The sequence below is a fragment of the Streptomyces hypolithicus genome (assembly GCF_052934925.1).
In genome coordinates this window covers 15,363-31,555 of the sequence record NZ_JBRFMQ010000003.1, presented here as the reverse complement: position 1 = coordinate 31,555, position 16,193 = coordinate 15,363, and the positions used below count along the sequence as shown (strand labels likewise).

At 70.4% G+C, this 16,193-nt stretch carries 18 protein-coding genes and 2 tRNA genes; 4 read left to right on the top strand and 16 right to left on the bottom strand.

All coding sequences use genetic code 11. The features are described 5' to 3' along the window. Positions 1-195: 195 nt before the first annotated feature. The 10 genes from ACU6WZ_RS29275 to ACU6WZ_RS29230 form a co-directional block, all read right to left on the bottom strand. Positions 196-627: a hypothetical protein gene (locus ACU6WZ_RS29275; RefSeq protein WP_447034571.1), complete on the bottom strand. Its 432-nt coding sequence runs from the start codon at positions 625-627 to the stop codon at positions 196-198. Between the two features lie 246 nt (positions 628-873). Continuing rightward, a tRNA-Met gene (locus ACU6WZ_RS29270) sits at positions 874-947 on the bottom strand. A gap of 58 nt (positions 948-1,005) precedes the next feature. Next, on the bottom strand, positions 1,006-1,578 hold the full coding sequence (locus ACU6WZ_RS29265) for a helix-turn-helix domain-containing protein (RefSeq protein WP_447034569.1): 573 nt from the start codon (positions 1,576-1,578) through the stop codon (positions 1,006-1,008). Continuing rightward, on the bottom strand, positions 1,579-3,066 hold the full coding sequence (locus tag ACU6WZ_RS29260; RefSeq protein ID WP_447034567.1) for a helix-turn-helix domain-containing protein: 1,488 nt from the start codon (positions 3,064-3,066) through the stop codon (positions 1,579-1,581). It abuts the gene before it with no gap. 13 nt (positions 3,067-3,079) lie between these two features. Beyond that, the gene (locus ACU6WZ_RS29255; RefSeq protein ID WP_447034566.1) at positions 3,080-3,412 is read right to left on the bottom strand and encodes a hypothetical protein; all 333 of its coding nucleotides are present in this window, start codon (positions 3,410-3,412) and stop codon (positions 3,080-3,082) included. A 657-nt stretch (positions 3,413-4,069) separates the two neighbouring features. Beyond that, the gene (locus ACU6WZ_RS29250) at positions 4,070-4,603 is read right to left on the bottom strand and encodes a helix-turn-helix domain-containing protein (RefSeq protein WP_447034565.1); all 534 of its coding nucleotides are present in this window, start codon (positions 4,601-4,603) and stop codon (positions 4,070-4,072) included. Then, positions 4,600-4,887, bottom strand: coding sequence for a helix-turn-helix domain-containing protein (locus ACU6WZ_RS29245; protein WP_447034563.1), 288 nt, complete (start codon positions 4,885-4,887; stop codon positions 4,600-4,602). Before ACU6WZ_RS29245 ends, ACU6WZ_RS29250 begins: the two co-directional genes overlap by 4 nt. Before the next feature lie 259 nt (positions 4,888-5,146). Then, positions 5,147-5,413, bottom strand: a complete 267-nt coding sequence (locus tag ACU6WZ_RS29240; protein ID WP_447034562.1) for a hypothetical protein — start codon at positions 5,411-5,413, stop codon at positions 5,147-5,149. A gap of 251 nt (positions 5,414-5,664) precedes the next feature. Then, positions 5,665-6,264, bottom strand: coding sequence for a restriction endonuclease (locus ACU6WZ_RS29235; RefSeq protein WP_447034574.1), 600 nt, complete (start codon positions 6,262-6,264; stop codon positions 5,665-5,667). 323 nt (positions 6,265-6,587) lie between these two features. After that, positions 6,588-7,418 (bottom strand): AfsR/SARP family transcriptional regulator, encoded by an 831-nt coding sequence (locus ACU6WZ_RS29230; protein WP_447034560.1) that lies wholly within the window; start codon positions 7,416-7,418, stop codon positions 6,588-6,590. 426 nt (positions 7,419-7,844) lie between these two features. On the opposite strand from ACU6WZ_RS29230, the gene ACU6WZ_RS29225 reads away from it, so the two are divergent. From ACU6WZ_RS29225 to ACU6WZ_RS29215, 3 genes are read left to right on the top strand one after another with little or no spacing between them, the layout of a single operon-like run. Next, on the top strand, positions 7,845-9,635 hold the full coding sequence (locus ACU6WZ_RS29225; protein ID WP_447034559.1) for an acyl-CoA dehydrogenase family protein: 1,791 nt from the start codon (positions 7,845-7,847) through the stop codon (positions 9,633-9,635). 11 nt (positions 9,636-9,646) lie between these two features. Next, positions 9,647-9,907 (top strand): acyl carrier protein, encoded by a 261-nt coding sequence (locus tag ACU6WZ_RS29220; RefSeq protein WP_447034558.1) that lies wholly within the window; start codon positions 9,647-9,649, stop codon positions 9,905-9,907. Continuing rightward, the gene (locus ACU6WZ_RS29215) at positions 9,904-10,794 is read left to right on the top strand and encodes a 4'-phosphopantetheinyl transferase family protein (protein WP_447034556.1); all 891 of its coding nucleotides are present in this window, start codon (positions 9,904-9,906) and stop codon (positions 10,792-10,794) included. The genes ACU6WZ_RS29220 and ACU6WZ_RS29215 overlap by 4 nt, the downstream gene beginning before the upstream one ends. Before the next feature lie 88 nt (positions 10,795-10,882). Here ACU6WZ_RS29215 and ACU6WZ_RS29210 read toward each other — a convergent pair. After that, positions 10,883-10,972: transfer RNA gene (locus ACU6WZ_RS29210), tRNA-OTHER, on the bottom strand. 267 nt (positions 10,973-11,239) lie between these two features. Between ACU6WZ_RS29210 and ACU6WZ_RS29205 the strand changes: the two genes are divergently transcribed. Further along, the gene (locus ACU6WZ_RS29205; RefSeq protein ID WP_447034573.1) at positions 11,240-11,668 is read left to right on the top strand and encodes a hypothetical protein; all 429 of its coding nucleotides are present in this window, start codon (positions 11,240-11,242) and stop codon (positions 11,666-11,668) included. Between the two features lie 100 nt (positions 11,669-11,768). On the opposite strand, the gene ACU6WZ_RS29200 is transcribed toward ACU6WZ_RS29205, so the two are convergent. From ACU6WZ_RS29200 to ACU6WZ_RS29180, 5 genes are all read right to left on the bottom strand, one after another. Further along, positions 11,769-12,599: an alpha/beta fold hydrolase gene (locus ACU6WZ_RS29200; protein WP_447034554.1), complete on the bottom strand. Its 831-nt coding sequence runs from the start codon at positions 12,597-12,599 to the stop codon at positions 11,769-11,771. A 28-nt stretch (positions 12,600-12,627) separates the two neighbouring features. Then, positions 12,628-13,836 carry a cytochrome P450 gene (locus tag ACU6WZ_RS29195; RefSeq protein ID WP_447034553.1) on the bottom strand — a complete coding sequence of 403 codons (1,209 nt, stop codon included), beginning with the start codon at positions 13,834-13,836 and terminating at the stop codon, positions 12,628-12,630. 70 nt (positions 13,837-13,906) lie between these two features. Beyond that, positions 13,907-14,341, bottom strand: coding sequence for a PaaI family thioesterase (locus ACU6WZ_RS29190; protein ID WP_447034551.1), 435 nt, complete (start codon positions 14,339-14,341; stop codon positions 13,907-13,909). 72 nt (positions 14,342-14,413) lie between these two features. After that, a complete protein-coding gene (locus tag ACU6WZ_RS29185; RefSeq protein WP_447034550.1) occupies positions 14,414-15,205 on the bottom strand; it encodes a thioesterase II family protein in 792 nt (263 codons plus the stop codon). Then, positions 15,202-16,188 (bottom strand): LLM class flavin-dependent oxidoreductase, encoded by a 987-nt coding sequence (locus ACU6WZ_RS29180; RefSeq protein WP_447034548.1) that lies wholly within the window; start codon positions 16,186-16,188, stop codon positions 15,202-15,204. Before ACU6WZ_RS29180 ends, ACU6WZ_RS29185 begins: the two co-directional genes overlap by 4 nt. Between the last annotated feature and the right edge of the window lie 5 nt (positions 16,189-16,193).

Below are 16,193 nucleotides of genomic sequence, written 5' to 3'. Positions count from 1 at the left end.
CCGCGAACTCCTAGGGCTGGCTGTAGGGGTGTGGCGGCGCTTGGGATCTTCTCAATCTCGGGCCTGCTGAGTCTCAAGGTTCCGAGCCGCTCTTGTGTCGATGGGTGGACCTTCCGGATCCTGACGGCTTCCCCATCGGGTCTCCACGGTAGCACTTCCAGGATGCTTCCTTAGCGGAAATCATGAGCAAAAAAGTTACGAGATATCTGAGATTTCGGGGCGCTCCTCTTCGGCGGGGGCAGCGCCGGCTTCGCGGAGGATGCTCTGGATCAACTGGCTTCTATTTTTGGAGAGTTGCCCGTTCTTCTGGCCGGTGCGGACCTTGCAGAGCCAGGGTCCGATCATGACGCGTTCCCCGTCGACCTCGATCCCCTCCCGGGCGCCGGGAGGACGGCCATGCCGTTCCATGAAGGCGCGCAGCAGTGTGGCTGTTTGTTCGAAGGAGCGGCGTTTTCTGGTCTGGGGAGTGCTGAGTGTGGCGGGGACGGTGGTCTTCTTCGTCGACAGGGTGATGTGGTCTGGGGTGAGGCCGAGGCGGGCCAGGAGGTGGCGTTGGCCGTCGTCGAGGGTGCTCCAGGTGGTGAGCTGGCGCTGCAACCAAGCGCCGGCTTTTACTCCGTCAATCACCGTGTCGCGGCGCAGAGTTGCGGGGTGACGCAGCCCGATACCTCGATCTGCCCGCGGCAGGCACGATGGACGAGGCGTGGTGACGCAGAGCGCGGATGCCGGGCTCTCACCACCGACGAGTACGCGGGCCGCTCGCACGCCGTGCCGGGCACTCGCACACGTAGCCCAGCGGGCCCGCAGCTGGCGGGCGCCCCTGAAATGCGACAGGGGCCAGATCCTCGAATGGATCCGGACCCTGCTCGGCAGTAGCGGGGACAGGATTTGAACCTGCGACCTCTGGGTTATGAGCCCAGCGAGCTACCGAGCTGCTCCACCCCGCGTCGGTGAAGCCAACCGTACGCCATCCCGCGAGGTCCGCAGACCACCTCCGGCCAGGGGCTATGCAGCGAAGCCGACGTTGGTGCAGTACTCGTACGCTCCGTACTGGGATCCCAGATCAGGCAGGATGTCGTCGGTCCAGGCCGCGTCCAAGCCGTGGTGGTCACCGGCCGCCCACGCGCCGACGATCCGGTCCCAGCGGCGCACGTTCATGTGCCGGAAGGGGACGTCGCGCTGCAGCGGGCGGGCGACGCCGGACTGGTTGAGGGGGTGGATCTCCACCCTGGTGCCGCCGTTCGCGTTGAGGCGCTTGAGCAGGTGCCGGGCCACGTTCTGCCGGCGCACCACCCGGTAGGCGTCGTCGATCTTCTTCAGGTTCTTCGCCGAGGGGTGGCGCTTGCCCTCCAGCCACGCCTTCAGCGTGCGGTCGGTCACCGTCAGCCCGGCATCCCTGGCGGCCTGACGGGCGTGGTCGGACCTCGTCAGATAGTTCAGGCGCGCCATCAGACCGCGCTTCGCGGTGACGGGGGTGGCGATGCCGCCGGCGAGGTCGTCGAGCTTCCGCCCGACGAGTTCGCTTCCCCTGACGCCGCTCGCGCCGAACCTTCCGAAGTCACTGTTCCTCTCCGGCATCTACTGCTCCTCCCCCATGGTGTCGGTGCCCGCGGTGTAGAGGTCTTTGACCTTGACCTCGGTAACCCCACGGCCTTCGGGAAAGACACGGCGCCAGTCGCCGATGACGTGGAGTTCGTCGGTGCCCATCGCGCGGACGACGGCGAGTCCTTCGTCGTGGGCTTTGAGCGCCTTCATCCAGAGGTTGGCGAAGGCCTGGGAGCGGATGATATGCATCCAGTCCGGCCGATACAGCTCCCGGTTGTAGTTCGACTCCCCCATGGTGGAGACGAACTTCGAGTACATCGCCTTCACGTACTCCAGGGTGACCGCGTCACCGTCGGCGATGGCGGTGTCGCGGGCGTCCTTGAGCGTGATGCGGAACTTCTCCAGCAGGTTCTCCGTCGCCCCCGAAGTGTAGGACTCGTGGACTTCCGGCGCCGCGCACAGCCCGTACTTCGGGCTGGACAGGCGCAGCAGGAGACGCAGGGTGGGTTCGGTGACCCATAGGGGTCCGGGTTCGTCGCGCTCGCCGATCGGGTTGGGCAGCACGGCGTCGTACTCCCAGGCGGGTGGGGTGATCAGGTGGACTCCGGCGCGGCGGCGGTCGTGCGGCATGCCGGTGGTGTGCTCGAGCTGCCCGAGCGGCAGATGAGTCTTGAGGGCGGACAGATAGGCGCCGTTGATGTCCAGTGCCGTCACCTCATGAACGCCGGGCGGCAGTTCGGCGCGGGTCCACTTGGGGCGGGCCTCCCAGATCTGGTCCGCGCCCCGGGAGGTCTGCTTCTTCAGGATGTCGGGAATCCCGGGGTGGGCGATCACGTCGTACCGGGCGCCCTTGCGGGTCTCGTCCAGCAAGCGCATCGTGTCCGGGATCGCCTTCTTCAACAGCGCCGCGGTGGCCGCTTCCACGTCGCCCTGGTGCTCGGCGAGCGCTCCCTCAACCGCCGCATGGATCAAGCCCACCGGGCCTGACGGCTCCTGGAATGCCCGGCGGGCCGGGCCCTTGGCACGCTCCGACGGCTTCGAGGCCGGGGCGGGCCGGTCGGCGACCGGGGCTGGCTGCGCCTCGACTGTGCTGTCCTGGCATCCGGCCGGGTCCAGGTGCTGGGCGAAGCCCTCCACCCGCTGTCCGGCCGGACGCCCGCACAGCACACACGGCTCCGGCGCAGTGAGTACCTCGACTTCGTCCCCGCCCTCGGGCTCGGAGGAAGCGGGCTCGGCCGCAGTGGACTCCACCGCCGGCTCGGTTTCGGGCGTGGTGTCGGTGGCGAGCTTGGCGCTCAACCCGTCCAGGAGGTAGGCGTACTTGACGCGCACCTCGCCGACCGGATCCCGGCCGGCTTCCCAGGCGCTGACCGTGGACGGGCTCACCCCGAGGGCGCGGGCCACCTGCGCCTTGGACAGCTGAGCCTGCTCGCGCAAGGCGCGGCGGGCCTCGGGGTCCGGGAGGTCGGTCTGCGGGCCGACGGAGGCGAGGAGCGAGTCGATCGCGTCGAAGTCACTCACCGGGAAGCTCCCTTCAGATGTAGGTGACGGGGTTGCGGGACAGGTGCGGGCTCTTGGTGGCGCGGCCGACACGGTCGTCGCCGCGCAGCAACTCCCCCTGGAGGGCGTAGCGGTCGCCGTGTTTGGAGATCCCGGTGATCGTCGCGACGGCGAGGACAGTGCCCCCGGTGTTGATGATCTGCACCTCGTCCTGGGCGAGAGCACGGTCGGCGTTGAACTTCCAGATGCCGCGACCGACCTCCCAGACTTTGTCCTCACTCATGCCGGGGCGCCATCCGATGGTCGACCGCCCGAGCATGTCATCGGGGTCCGCCTCGCGCTCGGGGCCGATCTGGATCTGCAACACCCGTCCACCTCCCAGAACCTGAACTCTTCAACTTGTTGCCAAGTTACCACCCAAACATGTAACTTCGCAACAAGTTCAGAAGTAGTCAACTTGCCTGACCCCAGCACGACTTCACCGCACCGGCACCTGCTCCACCTGCTGCGCGACCGGCGCGGAGCTGATCCACATCCGGTTCACCGACGACTGGGACATCCGCCGCTGCAGCGAGTGCGGCGGCCAGAGCAAGCTCGGAATCCTGGTGCATGCCCGGCCCGGCGAAGTAACGCACCCCGGCGCCAACTGATCCCCCACCCCGGCCTTCGGGTCTCCGCCCGCCGCCAGCCCGACAGCAGACGGAGGCCCTTGCGCACGCTTCCAACTCGGATCCCGGAGCCCCCGCGGCTCCGGGCCCGGCGGCCCTGCCCCCAGCCCGCTTCCCGCGCCCTGCGCACGAACTCCCGCCCTCCCCGCGAGCGCTCAGTCCGCGCCGCCCGCCGGCCGCCGCGGACACCTCCGAGCGCAGCCAGTCCGGATCAACCTCCGCCAAGCCCAGGGATTCTCACTCTAGATGCAGCCTTCTCAACCAAGTTGCCGCCTTGCAGGTCAAGCGCTATTGAACGTCCGCCTCAGCGTCTCTCAGCTACCTGCATCTACACAGGTCAGGCCAATAACACAGATTCACCATGAACGAGAACGCACACCGCCGGGGGAGGACGCAGCCGGCGGGGTCCCGGCCCCGGTGGCGGGCCGGCAGTCGGCCACATCCAGGTGCTGGACGAACCCCGCCACCCGCTGCCCGGCCGGGCCGCCGCACAGCACGCACGGCTGTGGCGCGGCGAGCACTTCCACCTCGTCGATGCCCTGGCCGGTCTCCGGCGAAGACGAAGAGGCGCCGGGCGCCGCAGCGGTGCCGGGCTGCTCGGCAGCCGGCGCCGCTGCGGTCTCGGTCTCGGTCTCGGTCTCGGTCTCGGTGGGGAGCTTGGCGCTCAGAGCGTCCAGCAGATACGCGTACTTGGTACGGATCTCGCCGACCGGGTCCCGGGCACTCTCCCACCCGCTGACCGTGGACGGGCTCACCCCGAGCGCGCGGGCCACCTGTGCCTTGGACAGCCCGGCTTGTTCCCGCAGCTCGCGGCGCACCTGGTGGGCCGGGAGTTCGGCCTGCGGGCCGACGGAGGCGAGCAGCGAATCGATCGCGTCGAAGTCACTCACCGGCCTGCTCCCTTCGTCTCGGCTTTGGCGCTGCGGCGCCGGTCGGTGGGCAGCGCCTCGCATGCCCGGGTCGGCCCGGACAACAGGTCCGGCGCGCCGATGCCGTAGTGCTCGGCCAGGACGTCGACGTCGCGCAGGCTCCACGAGATGGCGCCCGACTGCCGGCGTGAGACCTGCGTCTGGGTCAGTCCCAGCACCTCCGCAACGGAGCGCTGCGACTCCCCCGTCGCCTGCATCAACGCGGCCACCGTCAGCCGCAACGACTCTTCCAGACTCAATCCCATACCCTCACCCTACCTCAAGTGATGCAATATGCGCATAAAAATTAGCTAATTGCACTCAAGAATGTGCTCAGGCTTTTCCGGTGTGCGTACCCCAGGACGCTCCGCCTCCCGCCGCCTCCTGCGGTTCAGTACTCCGGCCGGCCCCGCTCACGCAGACCCCGCCGCGCCGCGCGCCGGGCATCCCGCTCCGCCTCACGCGCCTCCTGCGCCGCCCGCTCGGCCAGACACCGCGGGCACACCAGATCCATGACACGACGGCTCAGAAACCAGCGCTGCCGTGCCCCGAGCGGCAGCCGCCAGCCCGGGCACGACGGCGCACCGCACCGGCGCGCGTATCCAAGAGCGCAGCCACTACCGAGACGTTGCCGTCGTAGTGGGCAAGAAGGAACGTCAACTGAGCCTCATGGCCGACCGGAACCCGCGCGGCAAACTCGGCCCGCTCCTGCGGGGTGAGGAAGGCGTCGTGGCGCTCGCAGCACGGCACCTTCTTGTTGTTCCGTGCATCGCCCGGCGAGTTGGAGTTCATGGCTCAGGACCCTGCCCCACAATGACCCAGCCCGGGAAGCCGGGCAAGTCTGCCTGTCGGTGAGCTTGCCCCGCCCGGGTCAGGAGCGGAGGCGGGACAGGAATTCGCCGGCCTTCCGCTCGGCTTCGGCGTCCTCTTCCTGCCGCTTCCTCTTAGCGTCTTCGGCCTGGCGACGTTCGGTCTCGATCGGTGGTCCTTGCAGGGTTCGCACAGCTGCGGGTGCGTCCGGGCCAGGAGCGGAAGCGGGCGAATCAGGTTTTCCGGGAGCGGCGACCAGCGCCGCCCCCGGCGCCGTTCAGCGGCAGCAGCGACTCCAAGGTGGCCCCTTTGACCCATGCACCGAGCAGGTCGCGGTGCATGGCGAAGATGTCGTGCCGCAGCGCCAGGCCGAGCGCGTCCCGCGTGAACGCACCGCAGGTCGCGACGAACAGTGCCACGTCCGCCCGGTGCTCGAGCTTGGCGGTACCGACGAACTTCTGCATGTCCTGCGAGGGCACCGACCGGTGCGGCGCGTAGTGCTTGCACTGCACCACCAGGCGTCTGCCGTCACTGAGGTAGCCCACGACGTCCGCGCCGAGATCGCCCTTTTTCCCGCTCACCACGACCTGGGTGCAGCCGTCACGGCGGCACAACTGGGCGATGTACTGCTCGAACGCCTGCCAGGACAGGGCATCGACGGCCGCCATGGACAGCTCGCGGGCCTTGCGTTCCTCACCGTCCCGCCATGCCTGCTCCCCCGCTCTCGCCTTGCTGTGGGCCCGCCACAGCCAGCCCCCGGTGAAGACAACAACCGCCGCGCACAGCGCACCGAGGAGGTACGGCCACACGCTCCCCCAGTTCGCCGCGAGCACCACGATGAACACCCCGGCCGCAAGGCCGGCCCACCCACGAACCGCGTTTCGCCTCTGACGCTTCGAGCGCCTCCGCCGCCGCCCAGCCGCCATGATCCCCGCCCCCTTCAGGTCTTCTGACCGCAGTGTGGGAAGCAGAGATCCGCGAGGCAAGACCGCACGGTGCGCACACACCGTTGCCCCGGTCCGCTCGGCAGACCCCGGCGGCCGCTCACCGGTCCCACCGGATCGGGTACGACACCGTCGGCTTCGGCCTCGGGGCCGGTTTCTCCCGCCCGGGAAACTTGGCGACCGCGCGGCCGGTACGCGGGCCGGGCGGAGGGTCAGCTCGTACGCACCAGGCGTCCGGTGCTGTTCTCGGCTGTGTCGAGTGCGGGGTCGGGGGCAGCCATCAGGATCGAGCGCTGGAGCCTGCGCAGTCCGGCCGAAGGTTCCAGGCCCAGCTCCCGCACGAGCGCGCTGCGCAGCCGCTGGTAGACGTCCAGTGCTTCGCTGCGGCGACCCGAGCGGTGCAGCGCCAGCATGAACTGACCGTGCACGTTCTCGTGGGTCCGGTACCGGCTCACCAGTACCGTCAGCTCGCCCAGCAGCTCACGGTGGCGTCCCAGCCGCAGGTCCGCTTCGATGCGCTGGTCCAGCGCGCAGAGCCGGGTCTCCTCCAGCCGTCTGCACTCCATCTCCAATTGCGTGCCCACCTGCACATCGGCCAGGGCGGACCCCGACCACAGGTCCAGTGCCAGACGCAGCTGGCGGGCCGCACCGGCGAAATCGCCGCCGTCCATCAGCCGGTAGCCCAACCCGGCCAACCGCTCGAACTCCTCGACGTCGCAGACACCGCCCGAGGAGGCCAGCAGATAGCCGCGGGGCAGCGTCACCAGGACGTCCTTCGCGGTGCGCGGCGGTGTGTCCGCCGGATCGTGCCGCAGGGCTGCGGAGATCATCTCGCGGAGCTGGAGCACGTAGGTCTGGAGTGTGGTGCGGGCGCTGCGCGGCGGCCGTTCTCCCCAGAGTTCCTCGGTCAGCAGCGACACCGGGACGACCTGGTCGGCGTGCAGGGCAAGAAGGGCGAGCACCTGCCGGGGTTTCGGTGCGGTCGGGGCGATCGAGACCCCGTTCTCCCTGACGTCGAACGAGCCCAGTACGTCGATATCCATGCCGTCTCCCCGAGTCGTGCATGCGAAGGGCTTCCCGTACGGCCGGAGGTTGTTCGCGGGTGGCGATGCCCGGCACACCCACAGTAAAAAACAGGGTGAATGGTTTGTCAATATGAAACCGACCATGCTGTTTTCATTTTGGGAAACGGTCACATGCCCCGGGCGTGTCTGGTTCTTTTGATCATAGAAAGTGCCTTTTTTGCCGCTTTCGTTTGCATGGATCGGCCGCAGCGGAGCCGCCGACCTGACTGATCAGGCGGTTGGTTACTGACGAAAGTGAGGATGATGAACAAACCGTACGGTTTGGCTGTCCGGGCGGTCTCTGGGCCGACACCCGGGATCGAGCGGTTCTCCAGACCCGGCGGAGAGGCTCGTAGGCAGGTGGCGGCCTGCCTGGTGGCAGCCCGCCTGGTGGAAGGCGGAGCGATGGCACAGTGGACGGCGTTCGCCGGACAGGAGCGAGAAGCGCACCCGGGCTCAGCGTTCATCAGCTCAGAGGCCGCGATCCAGCGGCGCGCCGACGACCTGGAGGAACGATTCGGCGATCCCTGGGACCCGGCCAACCCCCTGGGGCACGTAGCGGTGCTCGCCAGCGACGAACAGGCCCGGCCGCAGCCCGAGGCCGAACACCTCCTCGACGAGTTCGGGCTGAACGCCGAATTCGTCCCCGCGCACCTCGGCGGCCGGCTGACCCGGGCCGACGCCCTGGCCCGCGTACTGCGTCCGGTCTTCCGCCGCGACCCCGCCCTCGGCATCGGGTACGGTGCCGTCTCCATACTGGCGGGCGTCTCGGTCTGGGCCGCGGGCACCGGCGACCAGCAGCGGTGGACTGCCGATCTGCTGCTCCGGGGCGGCCGGCTGGCGGTGTCGTACCGGGAGCTGGCCCACGGAAACGCCTTCCTGCGCGACGAGTTCACCCTCTCCGCGGGGCACGCGGGCGGACTGCTGCTCAACGGCTCCAAGCGCGTCATCATGAACGGTGACCGCGCCCAGGGCCTCGTGGTCTTCTGCCGCAGCTCCGACGAGGCCGGCAGTCGGGCGCACTCCACCCTGCTGCTCGACCGGCAGGCACTGCCGGCCGGCCGGGTCCACGCCCTGTCCCGCTACCCCACCGTGGGGTTGCGCGGCTGCCGGGTCACCGGCCTGGAGTTCGCCGACTGCCCCCTGCCCGCCGAGAGCCTGCTGGGCGAGCCGGGCAACGGCGTCGCACTGGCCCTGCGCTCCTTCGCGCTCAGCCGGAGCGTCCTGCCCTCGATGGTGCTGGGCGGGGGCGACACAGCGCTGCGCACGGCGCTGCGGTTCGCCCGTACGCAAGGTGTGGGCGGGCGCCCCGTGGAGCGCAACCCGCAGGCACGCCGCACCCTGGCGGGAGCCTTCACCGACCTGCTGACCTGCGACAGCCTGGCGCTGGTGAGCACCCGGGCGGCCGGCCTCGCCGTCGGGGCCACCGGCATGTACGCGGCGGCCGCCAAGTACCTGCTGCCCGTCCTGCTCAACGACGCCGTGCACGAACTCTCGGTACTGCTCGGCTCCAGTGTCTACGCCCGCGACGGGGAGTTCGGGATCTTCCAGAAGCATGTGCGTGACCTGCCGCTGTCCAGCCTGGGGCACACCGGGTCCGCCGCCTGCCATTCGACGATCATTCCCCAGCTTCCGCGGCTCGCCCGGTTTTCGTGGGGGGCCGAGGGCGCCCCGGGTGGTGCGATGTTCCGGCTCCGGGACGACCTGCCGGCGCTCGACTTCGGGCGTCTGGGCACCATCGCGGACGGTGACCCGCTCTGCGCGGAACTCACCGCCGCGGCCGAGGAGATCGGGAGCCCGGGAGGGGGCGGTGAGTTCGCCGGCCTGCTGCGGCCCCTGGTCCGCCAGCTGGTCGCCGAGCTGCGGAGCCTGCGGGACGCCTGCGCGGCCCTGGCACCGCTGGACCGCGACGGGCTCGCCAATCCGTACACGTACGCGCTCTCCGACCGGTACACGCTGGTGCTGGCCGCCGTCGCCTGCCTGGGCGTGTGGCGCCACCAGCGGGGCGGGCCGGACGACTTCCTGGCCGGCACCGGCTGGCTGGTCCTGGCCCTGCTGAGGATCTGCCGCCGGCTCGGTCCCGGGACGCCCACGGCCCCCGCGGAACCCGAGGACCAGGTGTTCACGGAGTTGCTGCGCCGCTACCGGGAGAGCCGCAGCTTCGACCTCTACAACAGCCCGCTCGCGGTCCGATGACGGAGTAGACCATGCCGGAAACACTGCTGGACGAGATCGCGGATCAGGTGGTCGCCGCCCTGGAGACCAGGTGCCCGCCCGCCGATCCGCACACCCGCTTCTACGAGGACCTGGGCTTCGACTCACTGATGGTGATGGAGCTGGTGCACCGGCTCCACGAGCGGCGCCCGGCCCTGGGCGCTCTGTCCCTGCCCGACCTGGCGGACGGCATGGCGCAGATCGGCTCTCTGGTGGACCACCTTCGCCTGGCCGTACCGGAGTACGCCGAATGACCGCCATCCTGTACGCCTCGGGGGTGCTGCCCGCACCGACGGCGACGGCCGCTCTGGGCGAGCCGATCCTGGTGAGCCTGTCCGGCCCGTGGGACACGGTGCGCCGGGCGCTGCGCGAGCGGGGCAGCGCGGTGCTGATCGCGCGGCTCGCCGACTGGCTGCCCGCCGAGCACGAGGTGCCCTCGTACGCCGCGCTGCTCGGTCGGGACTGGGCGCGGTACCAGGAGATGGGCAACGAAGCCGTCCGCTCCCGCTTCCTGGCCTCCCGGCTGCTGCTGAAGCATGCCGCGGGCGCCGTACTGGAAGCCGAGCCGGCCGGCATCGATCTGGCCTACAAGCCGAGCGGCCGGCCGTATCTGCGCGGCTGCGACCAGGTGGACATCAGCCTCAGCCACACCGGGGAGATGCTGGTGGCCGGCCTCACCCGGCGCGGCTGCATCGGCGTGGACACGGAACTGGACAGCCGTCAGCTGCTCGGCACCGCGGTGGTACGGCAGATCTGCACCCCGTACGAGACCGCTCTGCTCGAGGAGATGGCACAGGAGTGGCGCAACGCCGCGATGATCCGGCTGTGGACGCTGAAGGAGGCGTACAGCAAGGCGATCGGGCAGGGGCTGCGTTTCAGGTTCACCGAGTTCGGTTTCGCTCCGGGCGCCCGGCGAATGCAGGTCCTGCGGCCGGACGGTACGCCCGGCTCCGGTGACGAGTGGAGTTTCGGCACGTGGCAGGTGGCGCCCGGCTACACGGTGAGCGTGGCCCTGTTCGACATGGGCCTGGGGGACGCCTCCGACATCGCCGCCCGGACGATGCTGGACGAGGGCATGGTGGACGCGCTGCTGAGGACGGCTCGCCAGGAGTGCCCGGCGGCGGGGGACGCCCTGTCGTGAACGCACGCCTCACGGGCGTGCGTGATGGGGCCGGAGAACGCGCCGGGACGCACAAGCGCCGGCCCGCACAGGGCGGGCCGGCGTCCGGCGGAGAGGGCAGGATTCGAACCTGCGGGGGCCGCAAGGACCCGACCGGGAGGAACCCCGGACCCCGTTGGGCCGCTTCGGGTACCTCTCCTGGGAGGGGTGCGGTACCGGATCTCCCGGCTGCTCCCTTCCGACAACAACGAGTCTGCCAGGGCGCGCTGACAGTGAGCTGACAGGTCGCTCGGGCGGCCCGGCCCCCTCGTCAGGCGGCGGGAGGGCCCGCGCGAACGCGCGGTCAGCGTCGGGTCAGAGGCGTGTGGCAGCGTCGGCATGGGCGCGGTGCCTGTCCTGACCCGGACGCCGGTACCCCCTGTTCCGCCTCCCCTGACCACCCCCCCCTCAGAGAGTGGGAGAGATGATGACGACGTACCAGGACACCGGACTGACACGTACCGCGGGTGCGAACGCAGCGGCGAAGCCCCTGCGGATCTTCCTCGGACTGGATGCCGTGGTGACCGGTGCCAACGGCCTGATCTACCTGTTCGCCGCCGGCCCCGTGGGCCGGCTGCTCGACCTGCCGTCCGGATTCCTGCGCGGCATCGGCGCCTTCCTGACCGTCTACGGCGTGCTGGTCGCGGTCCTCGCGTCCCGGCAGACGCCGTCCAGCGCGGGCACCAAGGCGGTCGTCGAGGTCAACCTGCTGTGGGCGGTGGCCAGTATCGCCGCCGTCGTGTTCGGCTGGCTGGACCAGAGCACCGTGGGCACCGTGTGGATCCCCCTCCAGGGCGTCCTGGTGGCCGCGTTCGCCGTGCTCCAGCTCTCCGCGCTGCGCAAGCTGAACCGCTGAACCGCCGCCCCGGCGCACGGGTTCCACCACAGGGCGACGCCACGGCCGCACCCGCCAGTCGGGCGGGTGCGGCCGCGGCGACGCCGGGCGCCCTGGGGCGTCACTCCTTGGTGAAGGCCAGCAGTTCCTCGTTCAGCCGGTCCGCGTGCGTGGCGAACAGGCCGTGCGCCGCGTCCTCGTACACGCTCAGCCGGCTGCCGGGAATCAGCTCCGCGCTCGGCCGCCCGCACAACTCCAGGGGCGCCGCCAGGTCGGCGGCTCCGTGGATGAGCAGCGTCGGTACGCCGACGGCACGCACGTCCTCCCGCAGGTCGGCGGTGAACAGCGTGCGGTAGACCTCCACCGCGGCCCGCGGTGAGCTCTCCAGCGCGCTGCGCGTCAGCAACTGCGCGAGTTCGAACGAGATCGGGAGCGCCTGGGGGTCGGTGTGCGGCCCGGCGAAGAACGGGACGATGGCCTCGGCGACGAAACGGGCCCGGTCCTTGGTCATGCTGTCGGCGATCTGCTCGAAGACGGCGAAATCGATACCGTCCGGGTTGTCGGGTGCTTGCATGACGAACGGCGTCGTCGAGCTGATCAGCGCGAGCCGTGCCACGCGGCCCGACCCGTGCCGGGACAGGTAGCGCACCGCCTCACCGCCGCCCATGGCGTGGCCGACGAGGGTGACGTCGTACAGGTCCAGGTGGTCGAGCAGGGCGGCGACATCGTCCGCGAGGGTGTCGTAGCCGTAGCCGTCCCAGGGCCGGTCGGACCGGCCGAAGCCGCGCCGGTCGTAGGTGATGGCGCGCAGGCCGCGGGCCGCCAGGTAGGGGGCCTGGAACTCCCACATCCGGGAATCCAGCATGGCCGTGTTGAGGAAGACAACCGGCCGGCCGGTGCCCCAGTCGTTGTAGTACAGCTGTGTGCCGTTCCCGGCGGTCACATGAGGCATGCGGTGGGCTCCTTCGATGTCCGGCGCGTCACCAGGTGACGGGCAGGCCGGTCAGGCCGTGGAAGACGGTCCCCTGACGGAACGGGATGTCGGTCTTGTCGCAGGCCAGGCGGATGTCCGGGAAGCGCCGGAACAGCGTCCTGATGGCTAGCTCGATCTCCAGCCGGGCCAGCGGCGCGCCCAGGCAGTAGTGCGGCCCCAACCCCCACTGAAGGTGGTCGCTGGTGTCCCGGTGCAGATCGATCCGCTCAGGGTCGGGGAAGACCTTCTCGTCGTGGTCGCCCGAGGGGATGGAGATCACCACGGCGTCGCCCGCGGCCATCGGTATTCCGCCCAGTTCGAGGTCCTCGACGACGAGCCGGACGATGGCGTCCTGGGAGATCGACCAGAAGCGCACCGACTCCTCGATGAACGCCGGGATCAGCTTCCCGTCGTCGGCCAGTACTTCGGCCCTCAGGCCGTCGTCGAGCAGGAGGCTCAGGGTGCTGAGCGCGATCTGGTTGGTGGTCGTCTCGTGCCCCGCGACCAGGACCAGGCGGGCGATGCCGACGAGTTCGTCCAGGGTGATGGCGCCGCTGGCCAGGTGCTTGGCCGCGAGACGGCTCATCAGGTCGTCACCGGGTTCCTGCGCCTTGGCCTCCGCCAGGGACCGCAGGAAGGCGGTCATCTCCAGGTAGGCGGCGTACGATTTCTCCGGGTCGCCCAGGGCCAGGGTGCGTTTGGTGACGTCCACGAAGTAGTCGGAGCGATCGTCCGGTACGCCAAGGAGCCGGGCGATCACGAAGGACGGCAGCCGGGTCGAGAAGGCGTCGCAGAGGTCCCCTGGCCGCTCCCGTGCCTCCAGGCCGTCGAGCAGGTCGTCGATCAGCTGCTGGATCTCGGGCTGCATCGAGCGGGCCCGGCGGGCGGTGAAGTCCGAGGTGATCAGCGACCTGAGCTTGTGGTGTTCCGGATCGTCCATGCGCAGGAAGGAGCTCGCGCGCTCGCCCGGCGGTATCTGGATGCGGACCGGGGCTCCCGGCAGCGTCTCGTCGGCGCTGAGCCGGGGGTCCATCAGTGCCTGCTTCACGTCCGCGTGCCGGGTCACCAGCCACGCCAGACGCTCCTCCACCGCGCCGGCCGGCAGCCGTACCGCGCGGGGCGGCTCCGCGCGCAGTTCGGCGAGCTCCGAGGGCGGCGACATGGGACATGTACGGGCGAAGGGCCAGTCGAGTACGTTCTCCTGGGCGTCGAGCATGCGGTTCTCCTGGAGGGGTGGTCGGAGGTACGGAGGGAGGTCAGCGGTACGTCCCGCGCGCGAGGGCGGGTCAGCGGGCGCGCAGCACGGCCTGGGTCTGGGTGGTCTGTCCCACCAGGCGCCGCGCGCCGCCGGTGGCGCCGACGGCGTACAGGCCGGTCTGGACGACGGTCACCGACCCGCCGAGGTGCAAGGGGCGCGCCACGGCCACCACGTCGCCACCGCGGACCGCGGTGAAGAAGTTGGTCTTGAGTTCGATGGTCGACGTGCCCGCTCCCGGTGGGAGGTTGAGGTAGGCGCAGATGCCGGCGACCGAGTCGGCGAGGGCGACCAGGGCACCGCCGTGCAGCACACCGGCGTCGGTGCAGAGTCCGGGCGACCATGCCAGCCGGCCGACGACCTCGCCGGGTGTCGCCGAGTCCATCTCGATGCCGAGCCGGCGGGCGAACGGCATCCGGTCGAGCAGCTCGTCCGGTGCGGGCAGCTCCTGCGGGGCTGTGGTCATGGGCTCGTCCTCTCCGTCGGTGTCCTTCGGTACGCGCCGCGCCGCGCGCGGCGCGGGGGCGTACGCGGCGGCTCAGCGCGGCAGTTCCGCCTCGCAGCGCTGCAGGTGGCGGGCCATGTCGGCGGTCACCGCCCGCGCGTGCTGGTCGATGTAGAAGTGACCGCCGGGGAATTCGCTGTGGCCCAGGTAGCGGGGGCTGCGCCCGGCCCAGTGGGACATGGCGTCCGGTGCCTCCTGGAGGGGGTCGGACCTGCCGCCGTAGGAGGCCAGCGGGCAGGTCACCGTCACTGCGTCGTCCTCGAACTCGGCGGCCACCTTGAGGTCGGCGCGCAGGGCGGGGACGACCAGGGCGAGCATTTCGGGGTTGTCGTAGACCTCGGCGGGGAACGAACCCAGCCTTTTGATCCATTCCAGCAGGTCGGCGTCCGGCATCCGGCTCTGCTCCTCGGTGGGCTGGTAGAAGCCGACCGGCGACCAGCCGGACATCCCTACCATCAGCGGTGTGCGTTCGCCCTCGCTCTGCAGCCGGGTGGTGAGCCGGTAGGCCAGCTGGGCGCCGAGGCAGTGCCCGAAGAAGGCGAACGGCCGCTCGTCGAGGTCGTCGAGGACCGCTTCGTACAGTGCGTCGAGCACCGAGTCCCAGTTGTCGTAGGCCGTCTCCTCGCGCCGGTTGTGCCGGCCCGGCAGCGTCACCGCCTGCGGGCCGATGTCCAGCGGGAGCAGGTCGGCCCAGTCCCGGTAGATGATGGCTCCACTGCCGGCGTGCGGCAGCAGGAACAGCCGGAGGCGGGCGTCCGGTGCCGTCTCGACGGGGTGGAACCAGTGGCCGGCCGTGGACATGGCCTGACCTGTGGCGGTGGTCATGCGCGCGTCTCCTTCAGTCGGGGCAGCAGCACATCGGCGATCTGCTTCAGCTGCGGCTCGGGGTCGAATGATCCGATCCGTACGACGAGGTGGCGGGCGCCCTCCCTGACGTACGCGGCGAGCGCGTCCGCGCACTCCTCGGCGCTGCCCCAGGTGTATGCCTGGACCGCCGCCATCTGTTCGAGCGAGCGCCCGTAGTAGTGCTTGATGTAGTGCTCCAGTTCGCCCCGCGCGCGGTCCTTGTTCTCGTTGACGGTGATGGTGGCGTAGAGCGCCGGGGTGACGGCGTCGGCCGGCCGGCCGGCCGACGCCGTCAGCTCGGCGATGCGCCGCCTCGCGCGGCCGTAGCTCTCCGCGCTGGGCAGGAACGGCAGCCAGCCGTCGTAGTGCCGGGCCACCCGCTCCATGACCCGCGGTGTGTCACTGCCCGCCAGCCACAGCGGCGGGCCGCCCGGGCGGTGCGGCCGGGGAAGCCGGTCCAGCCCCTCGGCCTGCCAGTACTGTCCGGCGAAGTCGGCGGGTGCGCCCGGCTCGCCGGAGCGCCAGGCATGCCGCCACAGTGCGGTGATCTCGTCCAGCCGGCCGGCCCGGCCCTTGAACGAGGCGCCGACCGCGGCGAACTCCGCTTCGGTCTCCGGCATCGGGAAGCCCGAGCCGAGGCCGAGCACCAGCCGGGAGGCGCAGACGTGGTCGAGGCTCGCGATCAGGTTGGCGCCGATGAGCGGGTGGCGCAGGGCGGGGGTCAGGGCGGCGGTGCCGAGGGTGACCCGGCTGGTTACCGCGCCCGCCGCGGACAGGACGACCAGCGGGTCGAGGCGGGGCCGGGCGGTGAGCGAGTCGCCTGCCCACAGGGAGTCGAACCCGAGCTCTTCGGCCCGGCGGGCGAAGTCGAGCAGGGGTGCCGCCGCGAAGGTAGCGCTGATGGCCTGTTCCCGGGTCGGCAGCAGGACGCCGATATGCGGGGAGCCTGCGGAGGTGCCCATGTGGG

Excerpts from the sequence above, each read along its gene's own strand:
- ACU6WZ_RS29265 (WP_447034569.1), bottom strand. The coding sequence starts at position 1,578 with ATGCCGGAGAGGAACAGTGACTTCGGAAGGTTCGGCGCGAGCGGCGTC.
- ACU6WZ_RS29245 (WP_447034563.1), bottom strand. The coding sequence starts at position 4,887 with ATGGGATTGAGTCTGGAAGAGTCGTTGCGGCTGACGGTGGCCGCGTTG.
- ACU6WZ_RS29240 (WP_447034562.1), bottom strand. The coding sequence starts at position 5,413 with ATGAACTCCAACTCGCCGGGCGATGCACGGAACAACAAGAAGGTGCCG.
- ACU6WZ_RS29230 (WP_447034560.1), bottom strand. The coding sequence starts at position 7,418 with ATGGATATCGACGTACTGGGCTCGTTCGACGTCAGGGAGAACGGGGTC.
- ACU6WZ_RS29225 (WP_447034559.1), top strand. The coding sequence starts at position 7,845 with ATGGCACAGTGGACGGCGTTCGCCGGACAGGAGCGAGAAGCGCACCCG.
- ACU6WZ_RS29220 (WP_447034558.1), top strand. The coding sequence starts at position 9,647 with ATGCCGGAAACACTGCTGGACGAGATCGCGGATCAGGTGGTCGCCGCC.
- ACU6WZ_RS29215 (WP_447034556.1), top strand. The coding sequence starts at position 9,904 with ATGACCGCCATCCTGTACGCCTCGGGGGTGCTGCCCGCACCGACGGCG.
- ACU6WZ_RS29205 (WP_447034573.1), top strand. The coding sequence starts at position 11,240 with ATGACGACGTACCAGGACACCGGACTGACACGTACCGCGGGTGCGAAC.
- ACU6WZ_RS29200 (WP_447034554.1), bottom strand. The coding sequence starts at position 12,599 with ATGCCTCATGTGACCGCCGGGAACGGCACACAGCTGTACTACAACGAC.
- ACU6WZ_RS29195 (WP_447034553.1), bottom strand. The coding sequence starts at position 13,836 with ATGCTCGACGCCCAGGAGAACGTACTCGACTGGCCCTTCGCCCGTACA.
- ACU6WZ_RS29190 (WP_447034551.1), bottom strand. The coding sequence starts at position 14,341 with ATGACCACAGCCCCGCAGGAGCTGCCCGCACCGGACGAGCTGCTCGAC.
- ACU6WZ_RS29185 (WP_447034550.1), bottom strand. The coding sequence starts at position 15,205 with ATGACCACCGCCACAGGTCAGGCCATGTCCACGGCCGGCCACTGGTTC.
- ACU6WZ_RS29180 (WP_447034548.1), bottom strand. The coding sequence starts at position 16,188 with ATGGGCACCTCCGCAGGCTCCCCGCATATCGGCGTCCTGCTGCCGACC.